General features: G+C 66.7%; 22 protein-coding genes and 1 tRNA gene. 12 read left to right on the top strand and 11 right to left on the bottom strand.

The window, feature by feature from the left end:
- The first annotated feature begins 78 nt into the window (after positions 1-78).
- From flgM to GGR47_RS00580, 5 genes are all read left to right on the top strand, one after another.
- On the top strand, positions 79-390 hold the full coding sequence (gene flgM / locus GGR47_RS00600) for a flagellar biosynthesis anti-sigma factor FlgM (RefSeq protein ID WP_017977366.1): 312 nt from the start codon (positions 79-81) through the stop codon (positions 388-390).
- Positions 377-691 carry a hypothetical protein gene (locus tag GGR47_RS00595; protein ID WP_018250541.1) on the top strand — a complete coding sequence of 105 codons (315 nt, stop codon included), beginning with the start codon at positions 377-379 and terminating at the stop codon, positions 689-691. Before flgM ends, GGR47_RS00595 begins: the two co-directional genes overlap by 14 nt.
- 229 nt (positions 692-920) lie before the next feature.
- Complete coding sequence (locus tag GGR47_RS00590; protein ID WP_147036399.1) at positions 921-1,784, top strand: lytic transglycosylase domain-containing protein; 864 nt, start codon at positions 921-923, stop codon at positions 1,782-1,784.
- Between the two features lies 1 nt (position 1,785).
- A complete protein-coding gene (gene flhA / locus GGR47_RS00585) occupies positions 1,786-3,858 on the top strand; it encodes a flagellar biosynthesis protein FlhA (protein ID WP_017977363.1) in 2,073 nt (690 codons plus the stop codon).
- Complete coding sequence (locus GGR47_RS00580) at positions 3,855-4,634, top strand: sigma-70 family RNA polymerase sigma factor (RefSeq protein ID WP_147036398.1); 780 nt, start codon at positions 3,855-3,857, stop codon at positions 4,632-4,634. The genes flhA and GGR47_RS00580 overlap by 4 nt, the downstream gene beginning before the upstream one ends.
- Positions 4,635-4,792: 158 nt before the next feature.
- Here GGR47_RS00580 and msrA read toward each other — a convergent pair whose 3' ends face one another.
- Positions 4,793-5,329, bottom strand: coding sequence for a peptide-methionine (S)-S-oxide reductase MsrA (gene msrA, locus GGR47_RS00575; RefSeq protein WP_017977361.1), 537 nt, complete (start codon positions 5,327-5,329; stop codon positions 4,793-4,795).
- A 67-nt stretch (positions 5,330-5,396) separates the two neighbouring features.
- Here msrA and galE point away from each other — a divergent pair, with 67 nt between their 5' ends.
- On the top strand, positions 5,397-6,395 hold the full coding sequence (gene galE / locus GGR47_RS00570) for a UDP-glucose 4-epimerase GalE (RefSeq protein ID WP_147036397.1): 999 nt from the start codon (positions 5,397-5,399) through the stop codon (positions 6,393-6,395).
- A 266-nt stretch (positions 6,396-6,661) separates the two neighbouring features.
- Here galE and GGR47_RS00565 read toward each other — a convergent pair whose 3' ends face one another.
- Positions 6,662-7,327 (bottom strand): phosphatase PAP2 family protein, encoded by a 666-nt coding sequence (locus GGR47_RS00565; protein ID WP_221204560.1) that lies wholly within the window; start codon positions 7,325-7,327, stop codon positions 6,662-6,664.
- Between the two features lie 230 nt (positions 7,328-7,557).
- Here GGR47_RS00565 and GGR47_RS00560 point away from each other — a divergent pair, with 230 nt between their 5' ends.
- Positions 7,558-7,824, top strand: a complete 267-nt coding sequence (locus tag GGR47_RS00560; RefSeq protein ID WP_244305089.1) for a hypothetical protein — start codon at positions 7,558-7,560, stop codon at positions 7,822-7,824.
- A gap of 6 nt (positions 7,825-7,830) precedes the next feature.
- Here the strand turns inward: GGR47_RS00560 and GGR47_RS00555 are convergent, their stop codons facing one another.
- From GGR47_RS00555 to GGR47_RS00545, 3 genes are all read right to left on the bottom strand, one after another.
- Positions 7,831-8,013, bottom strand: a complete 183-nt coding sequence (locus GGR47_RS00555; protein ID WP_017977356.1) for a hypothetical protein — start codon at positions 8,011-8,013, stop codon at positions 7,831-7,833.
- 78 nt (positions 8,014-8,091) lie between these two features.
- Positions 8,092-9,234, bottom strand: coding sequence for a glutathionylspermidine synthase family protein (locus GGR47_RS00550; protein WP_043060792.1), 1,143 nt, complete (start codon positions 9,232-9,234; stop codon positions 8,092-8,094).
- Positions 9,231-9,632, bottom strand: coding sequence for a hypothetical protein (locus GGR47_RS00545; protein ID WP_017977354.1), 402 nt, complete (start codon positions 9,630-9,632; stop codon positions 9,231-9,233). Before GGR47_RS00545 ends, GGR47_RS00550 begins: the two co-directional genes overlap by 4 nt.
- A gap of 211 nt (positions 9,633-9,843) precedes the next feature.
- On the opposite strand from GGR47_RS00545, the gene GGR47_RS00540 reads away from it, so the two are divergent.
- Both GGR47_RS00540 and GGR47_RS00535 read left to right on the top strand, forming a co-directional pair.
- Complete coding sequence (locus GGR47_RS00540) at positions 9,844-10,044, top strand: hypothetical protein (protein ID WP_147036396.1); 201 nt, start codon at positions 9,844-9,846, stop codon at positions 10,042-10,044.
- A 229-nt stretch (positions 10,045-10,273) separates the two neighbouring features.
- Positions 10,274-12,616 carry a bifunctional diguanylate cyclase/phosphodiesterase gene (locus GGR47_RS00535; protein WP_147036395.1) on the top strand — a complete coding sequence of 781 codons (2,343 nt, stop codon included), beginning with the start codon at positions 10,274-10,276 and terminating at the stop codon, positions 12,614-12,616.
- A 20-nt stretch (positions 12,617-12,636) separates the two neighbouring features.
- Here the strand turns inward: GGR47_RS00535 and GGR47_RS00530 are convergent, their stop codons facing one another.
- The gene (locus GGR47_RS00530) at positions 12,637-13,050 is read right to left on the bottom strand and encodes a hypothetical protein (RefSeq protein WP_147036394.1); all 414 of its coding nucleotides are present in this window, start codon (positions 13,048-13,050) and stop codon (positions 12,637-12,639) included.
- Between the two features lie 217 nt (positions 13,051-13,267).
- Here GGR47_RS00530 and GGR47_RS19255 point away from each other — a divergent pair, with 217 nt between their 5' ends.
- Positions 13,268-13,402, top strand: coding sequence for a hypothetical protein (locus GGR47_RS19255; protein ID WP_276509318.1), 135 nt, complete (start codon positions 13,268-13,270; stop codon positions 13,400-13,402).
- A gap of 53 nt (positions 13,403-13,455) precedes the next feature.
- Here GGR47_RS19255 and GGR47_RS00525 read toward each other — a convergent pair whose 3' ends face one another.
- Positions 13,456-13,683 carry a hypothetical protein gene (locus GGR47_RS00525; RefSeq protein WP_244305088.1) on the bottom strand — a complete coding sequence of 76 codons (228 nt, stop codon included), beginning with the start codon at positions 13,681-13,683 and terminating at the stop codon, positions 13,456-13,458.
- Positions 13,684-13,749: 66 nt separating this feature from the next.
- On the opposite strand from GGR47_RS00525, the gene GGR47_RS00520 reads away from it, so the two are divergent.
- The gene (locus tag GGR47_RS00520) at positions 13,750-14,025 is read left to right on the top strand and encodes a hypothetical protein (RefSeq protein WP_167509747.1); all 276 of its coding nucleotides are present in this window, start codon (positions 13,750-13,752) and stop codon (positions 14,023-14,025) included.
- A 137-nt stretch (positions 14,026-14,162) separates the two neighbouring features.
- Here the strand turns inward: GGR47_RS00520 and GGR47_RS00515 are convergent, their stop codons facing one another.
- The 3 genes from GGR47_RS00515 to folK form a co-directional block, all read right to left on the bottom strand.
- Entirely contained in the window at positions 14,163-14,426 is a 264-nt protein-coding gene (locus GGR47_RS00515; RefSeq protein WP_147036393.1) for a hypothetical protein, read from the bottom strand.
- 183 nt (positions 14,427-14,609) lie between these two features.
- Positions 14,610-14,685 (bottom strand) — tRNA-Lys (locus GGR47_RS00510).
- Between the two features lie 20 nt (positions 14,686-14,705).
- Positions 14,706-15,182, bottom strand: coding sequence for a 2-amino-4-hydroxy-6-hydroxymethyldihydropteridine diphosphokinase (folK, locus tag GGR47_RS00505; protein WP_147036392.1), 477 nt, complete (start codon positions 15,180-15,182; stop codon positions 14,706-14,708).
- Between the two features lie 22 nt (positions 15,183-15,204).
- Here folK and GGR47_RS00500 point away from each other — a divergent pair, with 22 nt between their 5' ends.
- The gene (locus tag GGR47_RS00500; RefSeq protein WP_147036391.1) at positions 15,205-15,903 is read left to right on the top strand and encodes a uracil-DNA glycosylase; all 699 of its coding nucleotides are present in this window, start codon (positions 15,205-15,207) and stop codon (positions 15,901-15,903) included.
- Here the strand turns inward: GGR47_RS00500 and aguB are convergent.
- Positions 15,891-16,751 carry an N-carbamoylputrescine amidase gene (aguB, locus tag GGR47_RS00495; protein WP_147036390.1) on the bottom strand — a complete coding sequence of 287 codons (861 nt, stop codon included), beginning with the start codon at positions 16,749-16,751 and terminating at the stop codon, positions 15,891-15,893. The two genes, GGR47_RS00500 and aguB, sit on opposite strands and share 13 nt — an antisense overlap.
- Positions 16,752-16,759: the final 8 nt, after the last annotated feature.

Raw genomic sequence — 16,759 nt, 5'->3', positions numbered from 1 at the left:
CGGGCGAATCTTTTTTGCTAAAGCGCGCTCGCAGACGGCCGTTTAGTCGCCTGTCAGGCAACATACACAGGTGCGGACATGGTGGACTCAATCGGCGCAAAGCCGCAGCAGGCAAGTGGAAGCGTATCGCGCGTCGCCGCACCCGCGGCCGCGCCGACGGTGCAGCCAGTGGTACAGCAGGCGACGACGCGCCAGCCCGTCGCGGCAGCGCCGGCGACGCAGCTGAGCGGCCTCGCCAAATCGATGGCCGCGTCGGCCCCGGTCGACAGCGACCGCGTCGGCGAGATCAAGAAGGCGATCGCCACCGGCACCTTCCCCATTCTGCCGGCGACCATCGCCGACCGACTGCTCGCCCTCAAGCTGAACTGGGATGGCCATGAATCGGCGTGATGCCCTCATCCGCGTCATCGACGCGCTCCACGCCGAAATCGAAGCGCTGAAGACCAACGACTGCGCCGCGCTGGAACGTGCGACGCAGGACAAGCTTGCCGGCATCGAAGAGATCGCCGCGATGGGCACCGGCCCCGCCGGCGACGAGATCCGCGAACTGGCCGACGAGGCGAACCGCCTCAACGAGACCTGCCGCATCTACGTCAACCTGATGGCGGCAAATGTTCGCCGCCGCCTGCAAATTCTGACCGGCGATGCCGGCCACGGCTACCGCCCCTCGCTGATCCAGGCCTACGCCTGAGGCTTGGGGGCTGACGCCCTTTCCCCAGGTCTATCGTCACCCCGGACGTGTTCCGGGGTCCACTAGGCCGCACGGGGACGGCAAGAGGCTGGAGCCATCCCCCTCGCCGCAGAGTGGACCCCGGAACACATCCGGGGTGACGGAAATCGCCGCTGACACCCGCCCTTAACCACAACTGGCACGGCTCTTGCTGAAAGCCACCCGGCAACAGGGGTGTGTTTTCGTCGCAATGACCGTCAATCCGATTTCTGCCGGGCGCGTCCAATCCGCCATCCAGCTTGCGAGCAGCAAGACGGGTGTGGATTTCGACTATCTGCTCGGCCAGGCGAAGATCGAAAGCGGGCTGAACGCACGCGCGCGCTCGGGCACGTCGTCGGCGACGGGCCTGTACCAGTTCGTCGAGCAGAGCTGGCTCGCGGTCGTCAAGAAGCACGGCGCCGAACACGGCCTCGGCTGGGCCGCCGACAGCATCGGCCAGACCGCCGGCGGCCGCTTCTCGGTCAGCGACGGCGCGACCCGCTCCGCCATCCTCGCGCTGCGCAACGACCCCGACGTCGCCTCGCTGATGGCGGCCGAACACGCCTCCGACAATAAGAGCGCGCTCGAGGGTTCGCTGGGCCGCGACGCCAACGGCACCGACCTCTATATGGCGCACTTCCTCGGCATCGGCGGCGCCAAGAAATTCCTGTCGGCGATGGCGAACAATCCCGGTGCCTCCGCCGCCTCGCTGTTCCCGCAGGCCGCCGGCGCCAACCGCTCGATCTTCTACGCCTCGAACGGCCAACCGCGGTCGCTGTCGGCGATCTACCAGCGTTTCAGCGACAAGCTGAACGCCGCGTCGGACAGCGTCAGCGAAACCCGCAGCGCCAATCTCGCCTTCGCCGCACAGGCGCTAGCGATGGGCGATTCCACCGTTATCACGGGCAACAACCAGACGCCGGAGGATGCCTTGAGCTGGGCGACGCAGGCGCTGACCCAGGCCGGCGGCCGCTTCGGCAGCCGCGCCGCCGATGCCGCGAACAGCCTGCTGCGCCCGTCGCCGCAGAATGCGCAGCTCGCCTATATGATGCTCGCCAGCATGGGGAGCCGCTGACGTGAACAAGCTGCTCAGCCAGGGCCGCGGCGCCGCGCTGCCGCTCGCCATCCTGCTGCTCGTCGTCGTGATGGTCGTGCCCATCCCGGCCTTCCTGCTCGACGTCTTCTTCGTCGCCAATATCGCGATCAGCCTCGCCGTGCTGATGGTGTCGCTCAACGCGCAGAAGCCGCTGGACTTCAGCGCCTTCCCGACCGTGCTCCTGTTCGCGACCCTCTTCCGCCTCGGCCTCAACGTCGCGTCGACCCGCATCGTGCTGGTCCACGGCCATGAGGGCGAAAGCGCCGCGGGCCATGTCATCGAGGCGTTCGGCAGCTTCCTGATCGGCGGCGACTATGTCGTCGGCATCTTCGTCTTCGCGATCCTGATGATCATCAACCTGATCGTCGTGACCAAGGGCGCAGGCCGCGTGTCGGAAGTGTCCGCCCGCTTCACCCTGGACGCGTTGCCCGGCAAGCAGATGGCGATCGACGCCGACCTGAACGCCGGCCTCATCACGCCGGACGACGCCAAGAAGCGCCGCGTCGAAGTCGCGACCGAAGCCGATTTCTACGGTTCGATGGACGGTTCGTCGAAGTTCGTGAAGGGCGACGCCGTCGCCGCGATGCTGATCCTCGCCGCCAACGTCATCGGCGGCCTGATCCTTGGCCCCGTCAGCCACGGCATGACCATCGCCGCCGCGGCGAAAAGCTACATCCTGCTCGCGATCGGCGACGCGCTCGTCGCGCAGCTGCCGGCGCTGATGCTCTCGATCGCCGCCGCCGCGATCGTCACCCGCGTCAATTCGGACAAGGACCTCGCCGGCCAGATCGGCAGCCAGTTCGGCTCCCCGCGCACCTGGACCCCGGTCGCGGTCATCCTCGGCCTGCTCGGCGCCTTCCCGGGCATGCCGCACCTCATCATGCTGCCGGCCGCCGGCATCGCCGGCTTCACCGCGTGGAAGCTGCGCCAGATCGAGAAGCGCCCCGTCGTCGAAGCGCCCAAGGCCGCCGAGGAACCCGTCGACCCGTCGAAGATCGGCTGGGACGAAGTCACCGAGGGCATGCAGGTCAACCTCGACATCGGCTATGGCCTGGTGCCGCTGGTCGACCAGCGCCGCGGTGCGCCGCTGATGGGCCGCATCACCGGCGTCCGCCGCCAGCTTTCGCGCGACCTCGGCTTCGTCGTGCCGCAATGCCGCGTACGCGACGACATCAATCTCGCGCCCTACACCTATCGCATCATGATCAACGGCGTCTGCGTCGGCGAAGATCAGGTCAGCCCCGACGAGATGCTGGCGCTCGATACCGGCCAGGCGTTCGGCGAGCTGCACGGCAAGAAGGCGAAGGACCCGACCTTCGGGCTCGATGCCACTTGGATCCCTGCGGGCGATGCCGATGCCGCGACCGGCGCGGGCTTCCTCGTCGTCGATGCCGGCACCGTCATGGCGACGCACCTCAACCACCTGCTCGGCGCCAATGCGACCGACCTGCTCGGCCCCGACGAGGTCCAGTCGCTGCTCGACGGGCTGAAGGAACGCGCCGCACAGCTCGTCGCCAGCCTCACGCCCAACCCGTTGCCGCTCACCACCCTCACCCAGGTCCTGAAGGGCCTGCTCGCGGAGAACATCCCCTTGAAGGAGTTCCGTCGTATCGCGCAGGCGATTGCGGTCGCCGCCACGCGCAGCGCCGATGCCGAGGAGATCATCGAACTGATCCGTCCGGAGCTTGGCCCGCTGATCATCCAGAAGCTGTGCGGCGTGCGCGAGCCGCTGCGCGTGATGACGCTGGAGGGCCAGCTGGAAGGGCTGCTCGGCCAGGCCGCGCGCGCCGACGCCTCGCGCCGGCACGTCATCGAGCCCGATCTCGGCCGCCGCATCGTCGAGGCGCTGCAACAGGCCGCCCAGCCGCTGATCGCCGAGGCCAAGCCCTTCGCGCTCGTCGTCCAGCCCGCGATCCGCATCGCGATCCGCAAGCTGGTGAAGACCGTGCTGCCCGACACGCCCGTCCTCTCCTTCTTCGAAGTGCCTGAAGAAAAGGCGGTCGAGGTCGTCGCGGTCATCGGCGCACCGCAGCAGCAGGCGCTGGCGGCATGAGCGCCGAACCGATGAGCAACGCCTTCGCCGGCGCCCAACCCGCGCCGCAAGCCATGGTGCCGCAGGGCCCCCTCACCTATTCGCCGCGCCAGCGGCCCGGTGGCGACAGCGAGGCGCTGATCCGCCAGCATCTCCCCATGGTCCGCCGCATCGCGTGGCATGTCCACGGATCGATGAGCACCATCGTCGATGTCGAGGACCTCGTGCAGATCGGCCTCGTTGCTTTGGTCGAGGCGGTCGGACAGGCCGCGGAACAGGGTGCGCAGTTCAAGGCCTATCTGCAAACCCGCCTGCGCGGCGCGATGATCGACGAGCTGCGGCGACAGGCGACGACGACGCGCGGCGCGATGCGGCGGCGCCGGCAATATCAGGCCGCCATTGCCGCCGTCACGGCACGAACCGGCCGCGCACCCGACGAAGCCACGCTCGCCGCCGAACTCGGCGTCACGATCGAACGGCTGCGCGCAGACTATGAGACTGCCGACACGGTGCGGTTCGAATCAATGGACGAAGTCTATGCCGACGACCTGCCCTGGTTCGCCGACGACACGCCCGACGCCTTCGAACAGCTCGCCGAAAGCGACCTGCGCGACACGCTGATCGCCGCGATCGGCGCTTTGCCCGAACGCGAGGCGCTGGTGATTCAGCTCTATTATGTCGAGGAATTGAACCTGGAGGAAATCGGCCAGGTGCTCGGCGTCGGCTCGGCAAGAGTATGCCAGATCAAGGCCGCCGCGCATGCGAAGCTGAAGAAGGCGCTGGCGAGGAAGGTCTAACCAATTCCTCCCCGCTCTGCGGGGAGGGGGACCGCTCGCCGAAGGCGAGTGGTGGAGGGGCCGCCGCAGGCGGTGTCGCATGGGCTGCCCCTCCACCACGCCTCTGCGAGGCGTGGTCCCCCTCCCCTGCGTGCGCAGGGGAGGAATTAGCACTTAAATTACGCCACCGCCTTCGACCGGGCGGCAAAGCTCTTGCGGAGCTTCTGCAGCTTCGGCGGGATCACCGCCATGCAATAGGGGTTCGACCGGCCCGAGGTTTCCCAATAATCCTGATGGTAATCCTCCGCGGGATACCAATCCGCCATCGGCTCCACCGTCGTTACGATCGGCTTGTCCAGCCCCGCCTGCGCCCGCTCGATCGCCGCACGCATCTCCGCCTCCTGGGCCTCGTCCGCCGGGAACACCGCCGAGCGATATTGCGTGCCGACGTCATTGCCCTGACGGTTTAGCTGCGTCGGATCGTGCGTCGCGAAGAAGATGTCGAGCAGGTCGCCCAGCGCCAGCTGCTCGGGGTCGTAGCCGATGCGGATCGCCTCGGCATGGCCGGTATCGCCGCCGCACACCTGCTTGTACGTCGGGTTGGGCACGTTGCCGCCGATATAGCCGCTCTCGACGCTCTCCACGCCGATCACGTCCTTGAACACCGCCTCGGTACACCAGAAGCAGCCGCCCGCCAGCGTTACATAATCCGTCATGCTGAAGTCTCCTTTGCAGCCCATGTAGGAAGGCGCTAGGCCGCGCAAAAGACGAAGGACGCGACGCATGGCATTGAACGGCAAGGTGATGGTGACCGGCGGCGCCGGCTATATCGGCAGCCATGCGGTGCTCGCCTTGTGCGACGCGGGCTATGATGTCGTCGTCGTCGACAATCTCGTCACCGGCTTTGCCTGGGCGGTCGATCCCCGCGCGACCCTGGTCGAGGCGAACGTCGCCGACGACATCGCCGTCCGTGCCGCGATCCGCGACCACAACGTCCGCGCGATCATGCATTTTGCCGGATCGATCATCGTGCCGGAATCGGTCAGCGACCCGCTCAAATATTATCGCAACAACACCGCCGCGACGCGATCGCTGATCGAAAGCGCGGTGACGGAGAGCGTGCCGCACTTCATCTTTTCCTCGACCGCCGCGACGTATGGCACGCCGGTCAAGGTGCCGATCGAGGAGACCGATCCGACCGCGCCGATCAATCCGTACGGCATGTCGAAGCTGATGTCGGAAGCAATGCTGCGCGACGTCGCCGCGGCGCACCCGATGAACTATTGCGCACTGCGCTATTTCAACGTCGCCGGCGCCGATCCGCAGGGCCGCTCTGGCCAGTCGACGGTGGGCGCGACGCACCTCATCAAGATCGCGGTCGAGGCCGCGACCGGCAAGCGAGCCGCCGTCTCGGTCTTCGGCACCGACTTCGACACGCCCGACGGCACCGGCGTGCGCGACTATATCCACGTCAGTGATTTGGCCGCCGCGCACGTCGCCGCGCTCGAACTGCTGGTCGCCAAACCCACGCAGAGCCACACCCTCAACGCCGGTTACAACCGCGGCTTCTCGGTCAACGAAGTGCTCGATGCGGTCGATCGCGTCACCAACATGACGATCGAGCGCCGCTACGAAGGGCGCCGCGCCGGCGATCCCGCCGCGCTCGTCGCCGACAACCGCGCGATCCTCGCCGCGCTGCCCTGGCGCCCGCAGCGCGACAACCTCGACACGATCGTCAAGGATGCGCTCGCCTGGGAACGCAAGCTCAGCGAACGCCAATAGGATCGGGCTGCCGGCAAGCTGCTGTGATCACGGCGAAATTGCGCGAGCCCGGTCTTACACGCCCGTGGCCTGCCATTCTCCGGGCCAGTGGATTGCGCTCCTTGAAGTGGTGAAGAAACGGAAACGGTAGACCTCGATCGGTTTCGCCAAGGTGTTCAAGTTGTCTACGTTCGCCACGCAACCATAGGCCGTTCGACATTCGACGAAATCGATTCATTCCTCCCATTGGCGGGGAGGACTGACGACCACTCGAACCTTGACGAAGCCTACCGTTCCCCGCCGATCGCCACACGCGCCCGCGCCGTGGCGGTCCACCAACCCAGCGCCCAGAGCGTCCCGAAGCTCCAGCCGGCCAGCACGTCGCTCGGCCAATGCACGCCCAGATACACGCGGCTGCACCCGATCGCGCCGACCAGCAGCACCGCGGCCACCAACAGGTACAATCGGGCCGCGCGGTCGGGCGTCACCTGCCCAGCAAGCGCGGCCAGCGTTAGATAACAGACGGCACTCGCCGTCGCGTGCCCGCTCGGAAAGCTGTAGCCGTTGGCGGAGACGAGGTGCGGCACCAGCTCCGGCCGCGCGCGCAGCACCATGCCCTTTACCAGCTCGATCACCCATCCACCGGTCAGCGTCGCCAGCACGGTAGCGAGCGCGGTCAGCCACAGGCGCTGCACCAGCAGGAACCCGACGACGAGCGTCACGATCAGCGTCAGCACCACGCCGCCGCCCAGATCGGTGATGTCCGCCGCCACCTTCGGCAGCCACGCAGGGCCGCTCCGATGGCGCAGACCGACGATGATCGCCCGGTCGAAGGCGAACGGATAGCGACTGGTCGCCACCGCGCCGATCAGCAGCACCGCCAGCCCCGCCGCGATCAGCGCGAGTCCCACCAATAAGGGCGGCAGCCGGCGCCCGCCGGCTCGATCAGACATCCATATCATCCCGCGCCAACGCCTTCGGGACGAAAAGGACGCGCGCCGGGCCCGGATCGTCGATCCGCACTGCCCGATCCGCCAACCTCTGGCGCGTCACGCCCGGTGTACGACACCGGGTCTGTAAGAAAACCACGCAAGTCCGGTGTATTATTCAACTGGCACACTTATCGCATGGTGCCCGTCGACCCGCACGACATCGTGTCGAGCGGACGATCGGGAGGAACGCCATGTCCATGATACCGTCTTTGCTCGCCCTCGCCGCTCTGGCTGCGACGCCCGACGCGGCGGTCCAACAGCTGAAGGCCGCGCCGCGCGCTTATACGGTCCGGTACGATGCCAACCGCGATGTCTATTGCATCCGCTTCTTCTCGGATGCCCTCGCCGCCGATCCCCATCCCGGACGCAGTGCGATCACGTGCCAGAGCCGCGAACGCTGGGCCGACGAAAAGGTCTTCATCCATCACGCCGGCCGCCCCGAACTGGCGGCGCGCTGAGGCGTATCAGGCGATCAGCGCTGCGGCCGAACCCTTGGGCTCGGCCAGCGCCCGTTCCACCGGAGTCAGGCCCGACAGCCGTTCCGCCCGATACGCATCCGCAGCGGTATCGCTCGTCGCGATCAGGCGATCCTGCGCGACGGGACGGGGACGGGCGGCACCGAACAGGCCCAGCGTGGTACGGCTCATAGATTCCTCGAACAGGGCAGCGGGATCATTCCCGCGCGCTGCCCGCATCAATGCCGCACTGCACCCAGCGGTTCCGGCTTACCCGTCGATCACGTGCGGCACGAAGCGCGCGGTGTTGCCGGTGATCAGCCCGTCCTCGCGAATGCCGATCCCGGCGGGCTCGCCATCGACCAGCCAGCTGCCGATCACGGGGAAACATCCAGGCGCCGTCTCGGGCAGCCGGTATAACGCCTGATAGACATAGCCCTCGTCGCCATAATCCCCCGCCGCTTCGGCGACGACGCGCCCGTTCTGCCGGATCGACACGTTCGCGCCCTCGCGCGCCAGCAGCGGCTTGGCGACGGCATCGCCCTCCGGGATATCGAAGCTCGCGGGCAGCAGATTGGGATGCCCCGGAAACAGCTGCCACAGGATCGCGAGGATCGCCTTGTTCGACCAGATCATCTTCCAGATCGGTTCGATCCACAGCGTATCGTCTAGGCTCTCGAGCAGCGGCGCCGCAAACGCCTCCGCGGTCAGCCATTCCCACGGATACAGCTTGAACAGCGCCTCGATCCGCTGCTCGGCCAGATCGACGAAACAGCGCCGGTCATGGTCCCAGCCCAGATCGTCGACCAGGATCGGCACGGTCGTGATCCCCGCCGCCTCCGCCGTGTCGCGCAGATAGGATGTCGTGACGATATCCTCGCCCGCCTCGTCCGAGACATGCGCGAAATGGACGACCGGCGGCAGCAGCAGCGCAATGTCGCGCCACTTGGCGACCAGCCGCTCGTGCAGGCTGGTATATTGGTCGAGGTGCGGGAAGCGCTCTTCCTTCCAGCTCCACTGGACCACCGCGGCTTCCAGCAGCGACGTCGGCGTATCGCAATTGAATTCGAACAGCTTGGGCGGGCCGGCACCGTCATATCCTAGATCGAATCGCCCGTAGTTGAGCGCCGGCGGCTCCGCCTCCCACGCATCGCGGATCGCCTGATGGAAGGGCGCCGGGATGCCGAACCGGTCCAGCAGCGCGGGATCGTCGACGATCGCCTGCCCGGCGGCGAGGAACAGTCGGTACAGCTCCGCCGTCGCCCCTTCGATCTCGGCGATCTGCGCGGCCGAAAAGCGGTAATGGACGCTCTCGTCCCAATAGGGCCGGCCATCGACGCTGTGCCAGATCAGCCCCTCCGCCTCCACCTTCGCCTGCCAGTCGGCGCGTGGATCGGTCGCGACGCGGATCATGCCCGGCCACTGCCGAAACTGTGCGCCGATGCGCCGAACCCGCCGCGGCTGATCGCGCCCGATCGGCTGACGAAGGTATTGGCCGGCGCCCGCGCATAACTGACGCCGCCTGCGCGGCTGAACGATCCCCCGCGCGCCGTCTCGCCATAGGGCGGGATCACGCTGTTGCGCCCCAGGAAATACCACAGGAACGCGTTGCTGCCGCCCCCGCCATGATAACCGCTCGCCAGCGCCTGCCGCGGGCATTGGTCATCGGCAACGCGCCGCCCCTCGCGATCGGTACAGATCGCGGTATCGGTCTGCGCGGTCCAGCCATCCGGCTCGGGTTCCGACCGGCCACACCCCGACGCCAGCAGCGCCGCGGCGATCGCCGTCGTGATCCTCAGATCCGTCCTCATGCCCTTCCCCCACAGCCACCGAAACGGCGCGCACCATAGGACAGGATCACGGCAGCCACCATGACATGATGCGCCGCGTCGCCACATGGGCTCGACGTCCACGCTCATCGCGCATGGGGCCGCTGATGGTCACCCGCTTCGATGCACGAACCTGGGCGATTAACCAATCTGATGCATCGCCGCGTAACGCTTCGGGGCCGAGAGGCGATGGATGGACACAGGCCTCACCAGCGAGATACTGCATCGCCGCATCGAGGATCAGATGGCCTTGGCCGCGCTGGCGACCGACGATGCGGTCCGCGCCATGCACCGCGATCTCGCCAGCCTGTACCGATCGCAGCTGGCATGCCTTGTCGCTGGTGACACGCTCATGGCGACGGTTGCGATGCTGGGCCTCGACCTGGCGGCGTAATCCATAGCACCGGCCTTCGACCGCAGGGCCGCTCAGACAGCATCACGCGCATGATCAACGACGATCGAACGCAATTTGGGTTATAATTGCAGGGCAACAGGTGGCGCCGAACTGACCTCGATCTAGCGACGCAATAGGGATGGGCTGCCAGCAAGGTCGCCCAAACCAACTGAAATTAAAACAAATTTGATATTTGAATGAGAATGGTCCGAAAAAAGGACCACGCTGGATGCGCTTCCTCACCTGTCTGACGCAGGATCACAACCTCTGGCTGGTCGGCCTGGCGGCCCTGTTCTGCCTGGTCGGATCGGCGATCACGATTCAGCTTCTGGGGCGCATCCGTCAGGCTGAGCCACGGACCCGGCTGGCTTGGATCTTCATGGGCGGCGTTTCGACCGGCGCGACGATCTGGTGCACGCACTTCATTGCGATGATCGCCTATCAGCCTGGCGTCCGCGTCAGCTACGAACCCCGCTTGACCGGTGTGTCCCTGCTCTTCGCGATCGCGGGCAGCGCCATCGCGCTCAAGGCGGCGACGATGAAGGGGCGTTGGATGCCGGCCTGCGGCGGCGCGCTGTTCGGGCTGGCGGTCACGATCATGCATTACACCGGAATGCGTGCATTCGCGGCGCAGGGCTTCATCAGCTGGTCGCCTGACTATGTCGCAGTTTCGATCGTGGGCGTTGTTCTGCTCGGTGCCGCGGCCTTCGATCGAGCCCTCGCGCACGGGCGGTTTGCCGGGGGCTGGTTCGCGACAGGGCTGATGGTCGGTTCCATCGTAATCCTGCACTTCACCGGCATGGCCGCGATGGCAATCGTCCCCTTCGCAGCCGAAGCGGGTCAGGCGGGATCGGACGATGCCGCGATCATCATGGCGTTCGCCGTCGCCGGCGTCGGTATGCTGGTGCTCGGCACGGGCCTGTCGACCTATGTCCTCGACGCCCAGGCCAGCGCGGAATCGAAGCGGCGGCTGGATGAAGTGCTGGAGGGCAATGTGGATGGCATGGTCGTCACCAGCGCCGGCCGCGTCGTGGCCGCCAACGCGGCCTTCGCGACGCTGGCAGGCCTCTCGCCCGCCGACATCATGGGCCAGCCGATCGAGCGCTGGATCGCCGGCGCCACGGCAATCGACGCCGACCGGCTGACGCAATCGACGATGACCGGCATGGACGGCAGTACCATCCCGATCGAAATCGCGGTCCGCATCGATGCGCGTGGCGTCGAACCACACACCATTTACTCCATTCGCGATCTCAGGGCTCGGCTCGCACAGGAACGCCGGATCACGCATCTCGCGCGCAATGATAGTCTGACCGGCCTACCGAACCGGACGTCGTTCCTGGAATGGCTGACGAAACAGGCGTCGCCCGCCAGCGGGCATGCTGCCGTCGCTTTGCTATCGATCGATCTCGATCGCTTCAAAGAGGTCAACGATATCCACGGCCATGCCGCGGGCGATCACCTGCTGATCACGATCGGCGAGCGCATGAAGGCGGCGATGATGCCGGGCGAATTCGTCGCACGCCTTGGCGGCGACGAATTCGTGGCGGTCCAGCCGGTCAGCGAAGCGGCCGATGCGCTGGGCCTTGCCGAACGGCTGCGCGCCGCGATCATGGAACCGGTCACGTTGGATCACAGCGAGGCGAGTTGCGGCGCCAGCGTCGGCATCGCGCTATGGCCGCAAGACGCCGACGATGTCTCGGCGCTCATCAACAATGCCGATCTTGCGATGTACCGGGCCAAGGGGTCGATCGCGTCGCACGTCTGCTTTTACGAAGAGGAAATGGATCGCGCCGTCCGCGATCGTCGGCGGATGGTGCAGGAACTGCGCCACGCGCTCGACCACGACGAACTCGCTCTCCACTGGCAGGTACAGGGCGACGTTCGCACTGGCAGAATCACGGGCTATGAAGCTCTGCTGCGGTGGACGAAGGCGGACGGCACCTGCGTGTCGCCGTCGGACTTCATCCCCCTTGCCGAACAGTCGGGGCTGATCCTGCCGATCGGCGAATGGGTGTTGCGGACCGCATGCGCCGAAGCGGCGATGTGGGCAGAACCGCACAAGATCGCGGTCAACCTGTCACCGGTGCAACTCGGCCACGTCGATCTGCCCAGTCTCGTTCATCAGATCCTGCTGGAAACGGACCTGCCGGCGTCGCGCCTCGAACTCGAGATCACCGAAACCGCGATGATCGAGGATCACGCACGCACGACCCACGTCCTCCGCCAGTTGAAGGCGCTCGGCGTATCGGTCGCGATGGATGATTTCGGAACCGGCTATTCGTCGCTTTCGACGCTGCGCTCCTTCCCGTTCGACAAGATCAAGCTCGACAAGTCCTTCATGCTCGATCTGGATTGCGGCCCACAGTCCGCCGCCATCATCCGTGCGGTGCTGGCCCTTGGGGAAAGCCTCTCGATCCCCGTGCTGGCGGAAGGCGTCGAAACCGCGGAGCAACTGGAGTTCCTGCGCCAACAAGGCTGCGACGAAGCGCAGGGGTTCCTGCTGGGACGGCCGGCTCCCATCGATCGGGATGGCAAAGCTCGACCGATGATGATGCGCGCGACCGGTTGAGACCAAAGTCGGGCGGGCGATCATCGCGTGGCAGCGCGGTGCGGGCTCGCGACATTCGGCATGCCTGCCACCTGAACGATCCCGTCTTCGTCCGATTCCCAACTCGCTCTTGTCGGGATCAAAATCGCCGATCGTGTGCTTCCGCAAAAGGTCAGGAACGATGCCGTGTCGCCTGCGTAATCCCCCTCACGTGCCGCAATGGCGCTGACGAAGGAGGGTATATGACGCTCAAGATGCTGTTCGCTGCCGTGGCCATGATGGCAGGCACCGCTGGTCTCGCCGGTACGGCCGACGCCCAGCGCCACGATCGTGGCCGTCCCCATTACGACCAGCGCGATCACCGCGACCATCGTGGGTATGACCGCAACCGCCGCGATCGTGGCCACCATTGGGGCCGTGATCGCCGCGAACACTGCCGTATCGTCTATCGTCATCACCGCCGCGTCCGCGTCTGCCGTTGATGCACGGCCGGGGCGGTGCCGCGTTATTGGCGCCGCCCCGACACTTCCGGCAGGCGGTCGCCGTGACGCTGGCTCGGACTGTCGCGCGATCGGCCACGATCGCGGCCTCGGTCACCTGCGGTAAACCTTTGCGACGCCAACGATCTGCTCCTCACAGGCCGCGAAGGCCGATGCCGCAGAGAGACGATCCATGGCCTTCTACGTCACCATGTCCGCTTTCATCGCCGCGAACCTCGCGCTCATCGGGTTCGAAATGCGCCGGGGTACATCGCGCGCGAGCCAGCTGTCTCTGGTGCCGGTCAACCGGCGGTCCACCCACCGCTGACCCGCCCTCAAGCGATGATTGGAAGGGGGACGCTCAGCGCCCCCTCGCCCGCCTCAGCTCGGATGCGCTTCGCTTTCGGCGATGGCGCCCGCGTCGCTGACGGGCACGGGCGCATCCACCACCGCCGCGGCAGGCACGCCGCCAGTGGTGTCTTGGGCCTCCTCGGCAAGGCGCATCTGCTCGTACGCGACCTCGAGGTCGGCGGGGCCTGACCCGGTCGGCTGCGTCGGCAGATCGGAGTAGCTCTCGGGTTCGTGGGTCGGATCGGTCACATCGGCCATGTCGCTCTCCTGCGTGGGTCTGGTGGTGATCAACGCACGACCGCGCATTCGGCTCAGGGGCGGCGCATGATGGGCACGATCGACACTGGCGAACAGCCGGGCAGCTATTTCCAGACTTTTGCGACGATCGACTGCAATTCGTCGCATCGTCGTTGCCAAAGCACGCTTCATCGTGCGATTCATCAATGCGTTATGGGCCAGTCCATCCCTCCGCAGCGGCTTTCCGACCTCCCCCGCGACGAGTGCATCCGCGCTCTTCACCAGCGGGCAGCAGATGCGCGCGCGCAATGGCAGGCGTCCCGGTCGGCGCAGCCGTCGTTCTGGAGCCGACTGTTCGGCTGATCGAGCGCGCCGACTATGGCGGGGGTGAGTGTCCTGTCGCGATCGAACTCAGCCTGCATGCCGTAACCTGGCGCGGGACGAATCCGAAACAGCGGATCGCGGCGCCCACCGGCGTGGCGGGCAGCCGCGTAACCGACTTATTTTTCGCCAGCGCGCTCGTTGGTGGCGCTCATGTTCAACGAGCGGCGGAAGTCGCTCACGCCCTGCTGCGTGATCCCGTCGAACTGACGCCATCCTGCCTCGGTATTGCAGACGCGGGTCGCCATGAACGATCCCGTCGGCGTCAGCCTGCGGCAGGTCTTCTTCTCGGCCGGCTTGGCCTGGCTATCCGCGGACTGCGCGACGGCAGGCGCCGCACAGGCCATGATCGCCACGACTGCTATCGTCCAGATGCGCTTCATTGTCCCCACCCCTCTTGTTCGCGCCAGATCATGCGTCAGCAATACCGACATATCAAGCGTGGACGGCTGGCGGTGCGCGCGTGCTTCGGCGAGATCACAGGGCTACCATGCGACGCGCGATCGGCGGATGCTGCGGCTTATGAACCGATCGGGGACCGGGTAGATGCCCCCGTAAAGCGTCGATGGTGGGTCCGCCGGGGCTCGAACCCGGGACCTCTCGATTAAAAGTCGCTTGCTCTACCGACTGAGCTACGGACCCCCGCCATCGATTGGGGGCACCTAGGGGCGGCGACGCGGCCGGTCAACCGTGTGCGCCAATTGGCGGATCGTCCGCATCGCGCCCGGCACTCGCCAGCCCGGCGCGATGTGCCGCAGTGGGGCGAGCACGAAACCCCGCTCGGCCAGCGCGACATGCGGCACCGTCAGCCCGGCGCTCCGCCAGACGCCACCCGACCACAACAGGATATCGAGGTCGATCACCCGCGCCCCCCAGCGCCGTCCGCGCCGGCGCCCGAAGGCCGCCTCGATTCGCTTGAGCCGCACGAGCAGCACTGGCGGGGCCTCATCGCTTTCGATCAGGATCGCCGCATTGGCGAAACGGCGGATCGAGGGGCCGAGCGGCGCCGTCGCGATGATCGGGGACGTGGCGACGACCCCGCCGATCGCCGCGATCGCGGCGCGCACCTCATCCGCCGGACCGCCATGTCGCCCCCGCCGATTCGATCCGATCCCGATCGCATAGATTGCCGTTGCCATTCCCACGCCTTAGGCGATACCGATGACGATCGCATCCGATAGCCTCCCCGAGAGCCTAGACGCCGCCCCACCCACGGCCCTTTTCTCCGTGGAGCCGCCGCGGGACTGCCCGCTCTGCCCCCGGCTCGTCTCGGCGCGCGAGGCGTTGCGCGAGCAGAACCCGACGTGGTGGAATGCCCCGGTGCCCGCCTTCGGCGATCCGGACGCGACGATCGCGATCGTCGGGCTCGCCCCTGGCCTTCACGGCGCCAACCGCACCGGCCGCGCCTTTACCGGCGATCATTCGGGAACGCTGCTGTTCGCGACGCTGGTGAAGGTAGGCCTCGCTACCGGCACTTTCGCCAACCGCCCGACCGACGATATCGCCCTCACCGGCGCGATCATCCTCAACGCGGTGAAGTGCCTGCCGCCCGCCAACAAGCCGACGCCGGAGGAAATCCGCACCTGCCGCCAGTATCTCGACGCCGAGATCGCAGCGCTTCCCAACCTGCGCGTCGTCGTCGCACTCGGCCAGATCGCGCATCAGTCGGCGGTGAAGGTGCTGGGCGGCCGGCTGCCCAAGGCGACGTTCGGCCATGGCGCCGAACATCGCATGCCGGACGGGCGGATGCTGGTCGATAGCTACCACCCGTCGCGCTACAATCAGAACACCGGCCGCGTCGACGACGAGATGTTCGAGGCCGTCTTCGCCCGCGCGGTGGCGCTCGCTCAGATGTCCTGAACGAGGCGACCGTACAGCTCCGGCCGGCGGTCGCGGAAGAAGCCAAAGGCGGCGCGGTGGCGGCGGATACGGGCAAGGTCGAGCGTCGCGACGATCACGCCCTCCTCCTCGCGGTCCAGCTCGGCAAGGATGTCGCCGCGCTCATCGGCAATAAAGCTGGTGCCGTAGAAGGTCTGGTCATGCTCCACACCGACGCGGTTGGCGGCAACGATCGGCACGACGTTACTGACCGCATGGCCCACCATCGCACGTCGCCACAGCCGCGCGGTGTCCAGGCTGGTATCATGCGGCTCGCTGCCGATCGCGGTCGGGTAGAACAGCAGTTCGGCCCCCATCAGCATCATCGCGCGCGCGGTTTCGGGATACCATTGGTCCCAGCACACGCCGACGCCCAGCGTCCAGCCGGGCGCGGTCTGCGGCGCCGGCCACACCTTGAACCCGGTATTGCCGGGGCGGAAGTAGAACTTCTCCTCGTAACCCGGACCGTCGGGAATGTGGCTCTTGCGATAGACGCCCTGCACTTCGCCATCGGGGCCGATCATCGCGAGGCTGTTGTAATAATGCGGCCCGTCCGCCTCGAAGAAGCTGGTCGGGATCGTCACCTTCAGCGCTTCGGCCAGCGCCTGCATGGCGAGCACCGCCTTATGCTCGCCGACGGGGGCGGCGTTGGCGAACAGGCCCTCGTCCTCGACGCGGCAGAAATATTCGCCCTCGAACAATTCCGGCGGCAGGATCACGCTCGCGCCCTGCGCCGCCGCCTCACGCACCAGGCGCGACACATTGGCGATGTTCGCGTCGATGTCGTTCGAAAAGGCAAGCTGCAGCGCAGCGACGGTGATCTCGGTCATGACGGTTC

The organism is Sphingomonas aquatilis, assembly GCF_014196115.1.
In the GTDB taxonomy this organism is placed as follows: Bacteria; Pseudomonadota; Alphaproteobacteria; order Sphingomonadales; family Sphingomonadaceae; genus Sphingomonas; species Sphingomonas aquatilis.
The sequence above is the reverse complement of the archived record's forward strand: the minus strand, read 5'-3'. Positions and strand labels throughout refer to the sequence as shown.

Bases quoted from the DNA above. Each gene is read 5' to 3' on its own strand.
- flgM (WP_017977366.1), top strand. From the start codon at position 79: ATGGTGGACTCAATCGGCGCAAAGCCGCAGCAGGCAAGTGGAAGCGTA.
- GGR47_RS00595 (WP_018250541.1), top strand. From the start codon at position 377: ATGAATCGGCGTGATGCCCTCATCCGCGTCATCGACGCGCTCCACGCC.
- GGR47_RS00590 (WP_147036399.1), top strand. From the start codon at position 921: ATGACCGTCAATCCGATTTCTGCCGGGCGCGTCCAATCCGCCATCCAG.
- GGR47_RS00580 (WP_147036398.1), top strand. From the start codon at position 3,855: ATGAGCGCCGAACCGATGAGCAACGCCTTCGCCGGCGCCCAACCCGCG.
- msrA (WP_017977361.1), bottom strand. From the start codon at position 5,329: ATGACGGATTATGTAACGCTGGCGGGCGGCTGCTTCTGGTGTACCGAG.
- galE (WP_147036397.1), top strand. From the start codon at position 5,397: ATGGCATTGAACGGCAAGGTGATGGTGACCGGCGGCGCCGGCTATATC.
- GGR47_RS00565 (WP_221204560.1), bottom strand. From the start codon at position 7,327: ATGTCTGATCGAGCCGGCGGGCGCCGGCTGCCGCCCTTATTGGTGGGA.
- GGR47_RS00560 (WP_244305089.1), top strand. From the start codon at position 7,558: ATGTCCATGATACCGTCTTTGCTCGCCCTCGCCGCTCTGGCTGCGACG.
- GGR47_RS00555 (WP_017977356.1), bottom strand. From the start codon at position 8,013: ATGAGCCGTACCACGCTGGGCCTGTTCGGTGCCGCCCGTCCCCGTCCC.
- GGR47_RS00550 (WP_043060792.1), bottom strand. From the start codon at position 9,234: ATGATCCGCGTCGCGACCGATCCACGCGCCGACTGGCAGGCGAAGGTG.
- GGR47_RS00545 (WP_017977354.1), bottom strand. From the start codon at position 9,632: ATGAGGACGGATCTGAGGATCACGACGGCGATCGCCGCGGCGCTGCTG.
- GGR47_RS00540 (WP_147036396.1), top strand. From the start codon at position 9,844: ATGGACACAGGCCTCACCAGCGAGATACTGCATCGCCGCATCGAGGAT.
- GGR47_RS00535 (WP_147036395.1), top strand. From the start codon at position 10,274: ATGCGCTTCCTCACCTGTCTGACGCAGGATCACAACCTCTGGCTGGTC.
- GGR47_RS00530 (WP_147036394.1), bottom strand. From the start codon at position 13,050: ATGACGATAGACGATACGGCAGTGTTCGCGGCGATCACGGCCCCAATG.
- GGR47_RS19255 (WP_276509318.1), top strand. From the start codon at position 13,268: ATGGCCTTCTACGTCACCATGTCCGCTTTCATCGCCGCGAACCTCGCG.
- GGR47_RS00525 (WP_244305088.1), bottom strand. From the start codon at position 13,683: ATGGCCGATGTGACCGATCCGACCCACGAACCCGAGAGCTACTCCGAT.
- GGR47_RS00520 (WP_167509747.1), top strand. From the start codon at position 13,750: ATGATGGGCACGATCGACACTGGCGAACAGCCGGGCAGCTATTTCCAG.
- GGR47_RS00515 (WP_147036393.1), bottom strand. From the start codon at position 14,426: ATGAAGCGCATCTGGACGATAGCAGTCGTGGCGATCATGGCCTGTGCG.
- folK (WP_147036392.1), bottom strand. From the start codon at position 15,182: ATGGCAACGGCAATCTATGCGATCGGGATCGGATCGAATCGGCGGGGG.
- GGR47_RS00500 (WP_147036391.1), top strand. From the start codon at position 15,205: ATGACGATCGCATCCGATAGCCTCCCCGAGAGCCTAGACGCCGCCCCA.
- aguB (WP_147036390.1), bottom strand. From the start codon at position 16,751: ATGACCGAGATCACCGTCGCTGCGCTGCAGCTTGCCTTTTCGAACGAC.